Annotated in this window: 9 protein-coding genes; 4 read left to right on the top strand and 5 right to left on the bottom strand. The window is 75.3% G+C overall.

The genetic code is table 11. The features are described 5' to 3' along the window. Window positions 1–66 precede the first annotated feature (66 nt). The 3 genes from Q6969_RS09095 to Q6969_RS09085 are packed head-to-tail and all read left to right on the top strand — an operon-like array spanning window position 67 to window position 2,767. Window positions 67–1,500 carry an NAD(P)/FAD-dependent oxidoreductase gene (locus tag Q6969_RS09095; protein WP_317230146.1) on the top strand — a complete coding sequence of 478 codons (1,434 nt, stop codon included), beginning with the start codon at window positions 67–69 and terminating at the stop codon, window positions 1,498–1,500. Continuing rightward, complete coding sequence (locus Q6969_RS09090; RefSeq protein ID WP_317230145.1) at window positions 1,497–1,889, top strand: Fe-S oxidoreductase; 393 nt, start codon at window positions 1,497–1,499, stop codon at window positions 1,887–1,889. The genes Q6969_RS09095 and Q6969_RS09090 overlap by 4 nt, the downstream gene beginning before the upstream one ends. Further along, a complete protein-coding gene (locus Q6969_RS09085; RefSeq protein ID WP_317230144.1) occupies window positions 1,886–2,767 on the top strand; it encodes an SDR family NAD(P)-dependent oxidoreductase in 882 nt (293 codons plus the stop codon). Before Q6969_RS09090 ends, Q6969_RS09085 begins: the two co-directional genes overlap by 4 nt. A gap of 43 nt (window positions 2,768–2,810) precedes the next feature. On the opposite strand, the gene Q6969_RS09080 is transcribed toward Q6969_RS09085, so the two are convergent. After that, on the bottom strand, window positions 2,811–3,215 hold the full coding sequence (locus Q6969_RS09080) for an SIP domain-containing protein (RefSeq protein WP_317230143.1): 405 nt from the start codon (window positions 3,213–3,215) through the stop codon (window positions 2,811–2,813). A 2-nt stretch (window positions 3,216–3,217) separates the two neighbouring features. Then, on the bottom strand, window positions 3,218–4,228 hold the full coding sequence (locus tag Q6969_RS09075) for a siderophore-interacting protein (RefSeq protein ID WP_317230142.1): 1,011 nt from the start codon (window positions 4,226–4,228) through the stop codon (window positions 3,218–3,220). An 80-nt stretch (window positions 4,229–4,308) separates the two neighbouring features. Here Q6969_RS09075 and Q6969_RS09070 point away from each other — a divergent pair, with 80 nt between their 5' ends. Continuing rightward, complete coding sequence (locus Q6969_RS09070; RefSeq protein ID WP_317230141.1) at window positions 4,309–5,046, top strand: sulfite exporter TauE/SafE family protein; 738 nt, start codon at window positions 4,309–4,311, stop codon at window positions 5,044–5,046. Between the two features lie 31 nt (window positions 5,047–5,077). On the opposite strand, the gene Q6969_RS09065 is transcribed toward Q6969_RS09070, so the two are convergent. The 3 genes from Q6969_RS09065 to Q6969_RS09055 all read right to left on the bottom strand — a co-directional run. Then, the gene (locus Q6969_RS09065; protein ID WP_317230140.1) at window positions 5,078–6,505 is read right to left on the bottom strand and encodes an amidase; all 1,428 of its coding nucleotides are present in this window, start codon (window positions 6,503–6,505) and stop codon (window positions 5,078–5,080) included. A gap of 109 nt (window positions 6,506–6,614) precedes the next feature. After that, the gene (locus Q6969_RS09060) at window positions 6,615–8,762 is read right to left on the bottom strand and encodes a bifunctional UDP-sugar hydrolase/5'-nucleotidase (RefSeq protein ID WP_317230139.1); all 2,148 of its coding nucleotides are present in this window, start codon (window positions 8,760–8,762) and stop codon (window positions 6,615–6,617) included. Between the two features lie 127 nt (window positions 8,763–8,889). Beyond that, the coding region (locus tag Q6969_RS09055; protein ID WP_317230138.1) for a LuxR C-terminal-related transcriptional regulator at window positions 8,890–9,693 on the bottom strand (804 nt) is incomplete at its 5' end.

The following is a 9,693-nucleotide window of genomic DNA, read 5'->3' as shown; positions in this document are numbered from 1 at the left end:
TCGGACGCTGATCCGCCCACCGACCGGCGACCGGGGCTGCCGGGGGCCGCGAGTAGGGTCGGGACCATGACCTCCTACGACCTCATCGTCATCGGTGCCGGCCCCGTCGGCGAGAACGTCGCCGACCGCGCGAAGCAGGGCGGGCTCTCCGTGCTCGTCGTCGAGTCCGAGCTCGTCGGGGGCGAGTGCTCCTACTGGGCCTGCATGCCGAGCAAGGCGCTGCTCCGCTCCGGCAGCGCCCTCCGCGCCGCCCGCGCGGTGGCCGGATCCCGCGAGGCGGTGACCGGCGACCTCGACGTGGCCGCGGTCCTCGCGCGCCGCGACTCGTTCACGAGCTCCTGGTCGGACGAGGGCCAGGTGAGCTGGCTCGAGGGCATCGGCATCGACCTCGCCCGCGGGCACGGCCGCCTCTCCGGTCCCCGCCGGGTCACGGTCACGGCGCCCGACGGATCCACGGTGGAGCACGAGGCGACGCACGCCGTCGCCGTCTCCACGGGCACCGCCGCCCTCCTCCCCGACATCCCGGGCCTCGCCGAGGCGCAGCCGTGGACGAGCCGCGAGGCGACCAGCGCCGAGGTCGTCCCGGAGTCGCTCGTCGTCATCGGCGGCGGCGTGGTCGCGGCCGAGATGGCCACCGCGTACGCGTCGCTCGGCAGCGCCGTCACCATCGTCGCCCGCAGCGGGCTGCTCACCGGGCAGGAGCCGTTCGCCGGCGAGCTCGTGGCCGACAGCCTCCGCGGCATGGGCGTGGACGTGCGCCTCGGCGCATCGCCCTCCCGCGTCACGCGCGACGGGGACGTGGTGCGGGTCGAGCTCGAGGACGGGTCCGCCGTCACGGCCGCCGAGGTCCTGGTGGCCACGGGGCGCACGCCGCGCACCGAGGACCTGGGGCTCGACACCGTGGGGCTCGAGCCGGGCGCCTACCTCGACGTCGACGACACCATGCTCGTGACGGGCGACGTCAACGCGGGATCGCCGTGGCTCTACGCGGTCGGCGACGTCAACCACCGGGCGCTCCTCACGCACCAGGGCAAGTACCAGGCACGCGCCGCGGGCGAGGTCATCGCCGCGCGCGCGACCGGCGGCACCGTCGACGACTCCCCCTGGGGCGTGCACGTCGCGACGGCCGACCACCGCGCGGTCCCGCAGGTCACCTTCACCGACCCCGAGGTCGCGAGCGTCGGGCTCACGGCGAAGGCCGCGGAGGACGCGGGCCTCCGCACCCGCGTCGTCGACTACGACCTCGGATCCGTCGCGGGCTCGAGCCTCCACGCGGACGGCTACGCCGGGCAGGCGCGCATGGTGGTCGACGAGGACCGCGGCGTGATCGTCGGCGTCACCTTCGTGGGCCCCGACGTCGCGGAGCTCCTGCACTCCGCCACGATCGCCGTCGTCGGCGAGGTGCCCCTCACGCGCCTGTGGCACGCGGTGCCTTCCTACCCGACCGTCAGCGAGGTCTGGCTGCGCTTGCTCGAGACGTACGGGCGGCCGACCGCGTGATCCGGTCCGCCCTCGGCGCCGTGGCCGGCGCGGTCCGCGGCGTCCTGCTCGACTCGCCCGTGTCGCGCGCGGGCAGCGGCGTCGCGACCGCGGTGGGGCTCGTCGTCGGCCTGCCGCTCAGCACGGGCGAGGTGCGCCGTCACGGCGACCTCATCGTGCTCACGGGCCTCCCGTCGTGGGTCTTCGGCCGCGGCGGCACGTGCGTCGGCCGCGTCTACCTCACGCGGGACAACGCCGGCCCGGCGGTGCTGGAGCACGAGGCGGTGCACGTCCTGCAGTGGCGCCGATACGGGCTCCTGATGCCGGCGCTGTACTGGTGGGCCGGGCGGGATCCGCTCCACAACCGGTTCGAGATCGAGGCGGGGCTGGAGAAGGGCGGCTACCGGTGACCGGTCCGCTCGACGGCCGCACCGTCGTCATCACGGGCGCGAGCTCCGGCATCGGGCGCATCGCCGCGCGCGAGCTGCACGACCGCGGCGCCGACGTCGTCGTGGTCGGGCGCGATCCCGAGCGCACGCGCGGCATCGCCGCGGAGCTCGGCGCGCGCCACGTCCTCGCCGACATGGACCGGCTGCACGACGTGCGCGCCCTCGCGGCGACGCTCCTCGAGACCTGCCCGCGGATCCACGTGCTCGCGCTCAACGCCGGCAGCCTCGTGCCGCGGCGCGCGATGACGGTCGACGGGCACGAGACCACGTTCCAGCGCAACGTCCTCGCGCCCTTCCTGCTGACCCGCCTCCTCCTGCCGCGGCTCGAGCGGACGCAGGACGGGCTGCGCGGCGCGAAGAGCCCGGTGCGCGTCATCGGGACGGCGAGCCGCGCGAACCTGTGGGGACGCGTCCGCCTCGACGACCTCGACTGGCGGAAGCGCCCGTGGCTCGGCGGCTGGCAGGCGTACGGCACGTCGAAGGCCATGATGATCCTCATGATGCGCACGCTCGCCGAGCGCGTCGGCCCACTCGGCATCGAGGCGTGCTCGTTCCATCCCGGGCTCGTGCGCACGTCGTTCGGCGCCGACAGCACCGTGATGAGAGCGCTGCTCGCGCTCTCCATGGGCGCCTACGGCATCTCGGCCGAGGCGGGCGCCGTGCCGCTCGTGCAGCTGGCGTCGGTGCCGGACCTCGCGGCGCCGAACGGCACGTACTTCGACCAGCTCACGCCCGACGGCAGGACGACGGCGCAAGCCGCCGACCGGCGCCTCGGCCGTGAGCTCTGGGCCGCGCTGGAGCTCGCCTCCGGGACCGACGGGGATCCGGTCCGCGGCTGAGGGCTCCGCGCGTGCGGGGCGCGCACCGGGAGCTCCGGCGGGCTCAGATCGTCGCGAGGAGGTGCAGCAGGTCGTCGTGCCCGCCGACGTGGCCGCCGAGCAGCACGCTCACCTCGGTGACCGGGTGCTCGTCGGAGATCGGCGCGGCGAACACCATCATCTCGCTGGCCCACGCGCCGACGGCCCGCGCGACGGCGACCATGGGCTCGGCGGGCGCGCCGTCGGCCCCCCGGCCGGCGCGCGAGATGACCGTGACGACCATGCGCGGCGGGTGCGCGAGCCGCACGTCGACCGAGGCGTCCGGCACCTCGACGAACACGCTGCCCCGCGTGCACATGGGCAGGACCGCGAGCGCGGCCTGCGCCTCGGCGAGGCCGGACTCGTCGGTGACGAGCAGGACCTGCCGCTTCGTGCCCTTCGCGGTGCGCGAGCGGGTCGCCCCGGCCACGGTCAGGACCCCTCGGCGGCGCCGCGGCGCCAGTAGCCCATGAACGCGACCTGACGCCGGTCGATGCCGGTGTCGCGCACGAGGAAGCGGCGCATGGCCTTGATGCAGCCCGACTCCCCGGCGAGCCACGCGTAGAGCGTCGAGCCCTCGTGGACGACCGGAGCGTCCCACACGATGGCCTCCGCGTCGTCCTCCGCGAGCGCCTGCTCCGCGTCGGCGAGCGCGACCTCGGGGGTGGCGATGGCGCCGACCTTCACGTGGCAGTCCACCCAGTGGCGCACGGCCTCCTCGAGGCGGGAGCCGTTCGGTCGTCCGTCACGCGGGAGCCAGGTGAGGTTGACGCCCTTCGGGACGCGCACCTCGAGGCGGTCGCCCGTGACGGGGACCTCGATGAAGGCGCAGCCCACGGCGTCCTCCGGGAGGGAGGAGAGGATGTTGCAGATCGCGGGCGCGGCCGTCTCGTCGCCCGCGAGGAGCAGCGAGCGCGCGTGCCCGGGGTGCCACTCGATGCCGAGGCCGCGCGCGGGGCTCAGGGCGTCGGGGCCGATGAGCACGATGTCGTCGCCCACCCGGGCGGCGCCCGCCCAGCGGGACGCGGGCCCCATGTCGCCGTGCAGCGCGAAGTCCACGTCGACCTCGCCGAGCTCGCGGCGGACCGCGCGGGAGGTGTAGGTGCGCAGCGGGTTGCGCTCCGCGTCCGGCAGGGCGCGCCACCAGGCGAACCAGTCGTCGCCGCCGACGCCCGACAGGTCGGGCAGGCCGTGCTCGGCGACGGGCAGGAGCAGCTTGATGCGCTGGTCGAGGCACTCGTCGCCGAAGTCGCGGAGGTCGTCGCCCTGGAACGTGATGCGGAGGAACGTGGGGCTCAGGCGCTCGGTGCGCGCGACGCGGGCCGCGAAGGGGCGGTAGGCCGGGCGCTCCGCCTCGGGGGCCTGGACGGCCGCCGGTTGCTCCTCGACCACGGGCTCCACGTCGGCGGTGCTGCTGGCGAGGGTCGCGGAGGAGGTAAGCACAGCCTAAGTATGGCATGCCTTACCTCAGCGGTCGAGGGCGTCCGCCCGTTCCGGAGCCGGATCCACGGGAGGATGTCAGGGTGATCGCCCCCGTCCTCGTCGCCGTGTTCGTGGGCGCCGTGGCGCAGCGCGTGACGGGCCTCGGGTTCGCCCTCGTGGTGGCGCCGGTGCTCGTGATCCTCCTCGGGCCCTTCGACGGCGTGATGATCGTGAACCTGTGCAGCGTGCTGTCGGCCGGCCTCATCCTCGCCAGCGCGGTCCGCGACGTGGAGTGGCGGCGGTACCTGCTGCTCGCCGGCCCCGCGGTGGTGGGCATCGTGCCGGGCGCGCTCCTCGCCTACCTGCTGCCGGAGCCCGCGCTCGAGATCGGCATCGGCTGCCTGCTCGTCGCGGCGCTGACCACCTCCCTCGCCCTCCGGCGGACGAGCCGCGTCATCGACGGACCCGGCGTGATGGCGGGCTTCGGCTTCGCGGCGGGCGTGATGAACGCCGCGGCGGGCATCGGCGGCCCGAGCGTCAGCGTCTACGCGGTCGTGAGCCGGTGGGAGCAGCGCGGGTTCGCGGCCACGCTGCAGCCGTTCTTCCTCACGACGGGCGCGGTGTCGCTCATGACGAAGCTCGTCCTCGCGCCGGACCGGTGGCCCGACCTCGGCGCGGCGGCGTGGATCGGGATCGTCGTCACCCTCGTCGCCGGCGTCGGCGCGGGCACGCTGCTCGCACCGCGGATCCCGACCCGCGCCGCCCGCGCCGCCGTCGTGGTGCTCGCCTTCGCGGGCGCGGTGACGGCCATCGTGAAGGGCGTCGCCGGGCTGGTCTAGCCCGCGGCGCGGATGCCGACCCGCGCCGCCCTCACCACTGCGACGGGTGCCGGCGCAGCCAGCCGAGGCGGCGCTCGAGCTGGCGCCCGATCGCGAGCAGCGTCGCCTCCCCGCCCGGCCGGCCGACGAGCTGGACGCCCATGGGCAGGCCGTCGTCGGTGAGGTGCACGGGCAGCGTGATCGCCGGGAGGCCGGTGACGTTCGCGAACGACGTGTACGGCGTGTAGCGCACCTGCTGCGCGAAGTTCCGCTCGCCGTCTTCCGCGTCGTACCAGCCGAGCGGTCGCGGCTCCATGGCGAGCGCCGGCGTGAGCACGGCGTCGACGTGCGCGGACTGCGCGATGACGCTCCGCTCGAACGCCGTGAGCTGCGCGAGCGCGCGCGCCAGGTCGCGGGCGGAGAGCGCGCGGCCCCGCTCCACGAGCCAGCGCGTGAGCGGCTCGAGGAGCTCCAGGTCGGCGCCCTCGGCGGGGATCCCCGCGGCGCCGGCCTGCCAGATCGTGCGGAACGCCGGGGCGTACGTGGGATCGGGCGCGAGGGCCAGGTCCTCGAGGCCGTGGCCGACGTCCGCGAGCTCGCGCACGGCGACGGCGAGCGCGTCGCGGGCGGAGGGGTCGAGGACGATCTCGTACGCGTCGTCCCACGGCGAGGTGGTCATGACGCCGATCTGGAATCGGCCCTCGCCGCGGACGGCGGCGCCCAGCAGGTCGCCGTCGCCGTCCTCGGGCGCGCGCAGGGTGAACGGGTGCGGGATGCGGCCGTTGACCCGGCCGATCATCGCGTCGAGCAGCATGGCCGCGTCGGCGACCCCGCGGGCGAGCGGGCCGGGGACGACGAGCCCGGCGAGGGACTCCAGGCCGGACTGCGCGGGCACGAGGCCGCGGGAGGGCTTGAGGCCCACGAGGCCGGTGGCGGCGGCGGGGATGCGCACCGATCCGCCGCCGTCGGTGCCGGGCGCGAAGGGCAGGAGGCCCGCGGCGACCGCCACCGCCGCTCCCCCGCTCGACCCGCCGGCGCCGAGGGCGGTGTCCCACGGCGTGCGCGCGGGCGGCGCGACGAGCCCCTCCGTGTAGGAGGGCAGGCCGAACTCCGGCGCGCTCGTCTTCCCGAGGCTGATGCCGCCGGCGTCGTCGAGGGCCTGCGGGATCGGGTCGGTGCGCTCCGAGACGTGGTCGCGGAAGAGACGCGAGCCGAACGTGGTGCGGACGCCCGCGCGCTCGGAGAGGTCCTTGTCGCCGAACGGGAGGCCCCACAGCGGCGCGGTGCGCGGCACCTCGCGCTCGACGTGGCGGGCGCGCGCGAGGGCGCGGTCGGCGGTGACGGTGGTGAAGGCGCCGAGGCCGGGATCCAGCCGCTCGATGCGCTCGAGGTAGTGCGTGACGAGCTCGGTCGGGGTGACCTCGCCGCGCTGGAGCTGGTCCCACTGGTCCTGTGCGCTGAGGTGGTGGAGGTCGAACACCGCTCCAGCGTAGGCCGGGAGGCGGCCCATCCGACCGGCGCCGGACGCGCGGACGGGGCGGGCGCCGATCGTCCCGGCACCCGCCCCGTCCGTCACGGACGCGCGCGCGTCAGCGGCGCGCGGCCGCCGATGCGCGGCGGCGGAACGCGACGAGCGCGAGGCCGAGCGCGAGCGCGGCGAGCGAGGTGCCGAGGACGGGGGCCGCCTCGGATCCGGTCGCCGCGAGGGTCGGCTCCGTGCTCGGCGCGGGGACGACTCCCGTGCCCGACGGGACCACGGACCCGGCCGCCGTGTCGAGCGCGTAGAGCACCGAGGCCCCCGTGCTCGGGAGCAGGAACGCGAGCTGGTGCGCACCCGGCGCGAGGTCGGCCGGGACGGTGAAGCGGACGCTCGCGCGCCCCTGCTCGTCGGTCGTGTCGACCACGGCGGCGTCGATCGGCGTCCGCGCGACCTCCTCGCCGTCGATGAGCGTCACGACCTCCGTGTCCTGCACGGGCGCGTTCGAGACCAGCAGCGACGAGAGCTCGTAGGTGCGCTCCTGGCCGGCCGCCGGACGGGCGCCCGTGGTGTCGACGATCCCGATGGACCGCGTCGCCGAGTCCGGGTCGACGGGCGAGAACTCGGTGATGTGGTCGACGAACGCGGTGAGGTCGACGCGGCCGGAGTCGCTCTGCTCGGTGGTGTTCGCGAGCTCCGTGAAGTTGTCGCCGCCCTCCGCGAGGAAGCTGTTCGCGACCATCGTGAAGACGCGCGCGGGATCCACCGGCTCGCCCTGGAAGAACACGCCCGTGACCCGCTCGCCGCGCGCGGCCGTCGGGTCGTACGTGTAGGTGAGGTCGCGCGAGAGCCCGAGCTTGAGGAACGGCCGGGACGAGCCTTCGGGCTGCCACTGCTGCTCGAGCACGGCCTTCACGCCCGCGCCCGTGATCCGCGCGACCGTGAGCGTGTTGGCGAACGGCTGCACGATGGCGGCCTCCTTGTAGGTCACCTCGCCCTCGGAGTCGCCGGCGCCCGAGGACGCGACGGTGAGGTCCTGGCGGATGCCGCCCGGGTTCATGAACGCGATCTCGGTGCCCAGGTCCTCCTGGGTCGCCCACAGCTGCGCGTCGGCGACGAGGTTGCCGATGGTGGACTCTCCGCCGCGGTTCTCGGCGCCGTCCGACTGGCGGGCGCGCGTGATGTCGCCCGAGATCTCGCCGACCGTGCGGCTGCCGATGACCTCGGCCTCCGCGACCGCGTCGTCGACGATGCGCTGCACCGCGGGATCCGCCGGGAACGCCGGCTCCCCCTCGGCGGTGAGAAGCGGCACCAGCTCCGAGGAGATGGAGGTGAGCGCCTTCGTGGCGGGGTCCACCGTGAGCGACAGGTGCCCGAGGTTGGTGCCGTAGCTGCCGGTCTGGAGCACGGGCAGCGGCAGCGCCCTGCCGGCGACGGGCAGCTCGTAGTCGTAGCCGAGGTGCGTGTGGCCGGAGACCACGGCGTCGACGTCGGCCTGGACGCCCGTAACGATGCGGCCGAAGACCGAGTCGTCGGTGAGGGCGGACTCGTCGGAGGTGGACGCGCCCTCGTGCACGACGAGCACGACCACGTCGGCCTCGCCGTTGGCGTCGTCGCCGTCGCGGAGAGCGCGGGCGGTCGCGGTCGAGGAGTCGACGACGCTGCCGACGTCGAGCGTGGCGAGGCCGGCCGGGCTCACGAGCTCGGGCAGGGACTCGGTCGTGGCGCCGACGAACGCGACGCGCACGCCGCCGATCTCCTGCACGTCGTAGGCCGCGTAGGCGTGCTCCGTCGTCCCCTTCTCGTACAGGTTCGCGGAGATGTACGGGAAGTCGGACGCGGGGACGACGCGGTCGTCGACGTCGTCCCGGCCCTGGTCGAACTCGTGGTTGCCGAGCGTCGACACGGACACGCCCATGGCGTTCAGCGCGGCGAGCGTGGGCTCGTCCTGCTGCGAGAGCGACGTGAAGGTGCTCGCGCCGATGTTGTCGCCCGCGGAGATGAGCGTGCTGTTCGGGTTCTCGGCCTTCGCCTGCTGGAACGCGCCCGAGATGACGGCGGCGCCCGCGGTGGACGACGTCGTCTCCAGGCGGCCGTGGAAGTCGTTGATGGAGTAGACGTCGATGGCGACGTCGCCCTCCGCGGCGGACGCGGGCGCGGCGCCGAGACCGAGGACCGCGGTGGCGGAGAGGCCCGCCACGACGGCGAGGGCGCCGGAGCGCGCGGCTCCGGACGGGCGGCGGGTGGGGGCAGGGCGCATGCGGGACATCCTCGTTCGTAGGCGGCGGTGAGCAATACCTTACGGAGCTTGGGTTTCCATGGGGTCAACGCGCGCATCCCCTCGGAGGGCCGTCATCTCCGGCGGCGTCCGCCGGCCGCCGGCGGCGTCAGCCGCGCACGAGGCCGGCGAGCTCCGCGCGCGTGGACGCGCCCATCTTCCGGAGGAGGTTGGCGACGTGGAACTTCACGGTGTTCTCGCTGATCCCGAGGGAGGCGGCGATGGCGCGGTTGCGGGATCCGGCGGCGACTTGCGCGAGCACCTCCCGCTCGCGGGCGCTGAGGCCCGCCTCCCCCGCGGCGTCCAAGCCGGCCGCCGGCGCGTCGAGCGGGAGGCGCACGGCGATCTCCGAACCCCAACCGGGCGTCGCGGTCACCTCGAGCGTGCCGTCGAGCGCGGCCACGCGGTCGGTCAGGCGACGGAGCGCGTCGAGGTCGGCGGTAGTGGAGCCCGCGCCGTCGTCGCGGATCCCGACCAGGAGGTTGCTGCCGTCGCAGTCCCACTGGATGCGCACGCGGGTGACGTCCGGCTCCTCCACGAGCGCGAGCACGGCGCCGCGCACGATGGCGCGCCCCGCGTGCGCGACCTCGCCGGGGAGCGCGCGTCCGTCGACCGGCGGCTCCACGAACTGCACGTCGAGGTCGCGGAACCGCACGAGCGGGCGGAGGTCGTCGCGGAGCCGGGCGAAGGCGCGCGCGACGGGCTCCTCGCCGAGCGACCGGTCGCGGTCAGATGCGGCGCGGAGCTCCACCATGGCGTTGGTGGCGAGCTCCGCGGCGGTCTGGCGCGCGGCCGCGTCGCCGGTGCGGGAGGAGCGCAGGACCGCGAGCAGCGACTCGAGGGTGGTCGCGTGCGCGTCGCCGAGCTCGGCGACGACCCGGGCGCGCTCCGAGGAGACGGCCCGGGCCTCGGC

This window comes from Clavibacter sp. MX14-G9D (assembly GCF_032917815.1).
Lineage (GTDB): Bacteria > Actinomycetota > Actinomycetes > Actinomycetales > Microbacteriaceae > Clavibacter > Clavibacter michiganensis_K.
The sequence above is the reverse complement of the archived record's forward strand: the minus strand, read 5'-3'. Positions and strand labels throughout refer to the sequence as shown.

Excerpts from the sequence above, each read along its gene's own strand:
- Q6969_RS09095 (WP_317230146.1), top strand. The coding sequence starts at position 67 with ATGACCTCCTACGACCTCATCGTCATCGGTGCCGGCCCCGTCGGCGAG.
- Q6969_RS09060 (WP_317230139.1), bottom strand. The coding sequence starts at position 8,762 with ATGCGCCCTGCCCCCACCCGCCGCCCGTCCGGAGCCGCGCGCTCCGGC.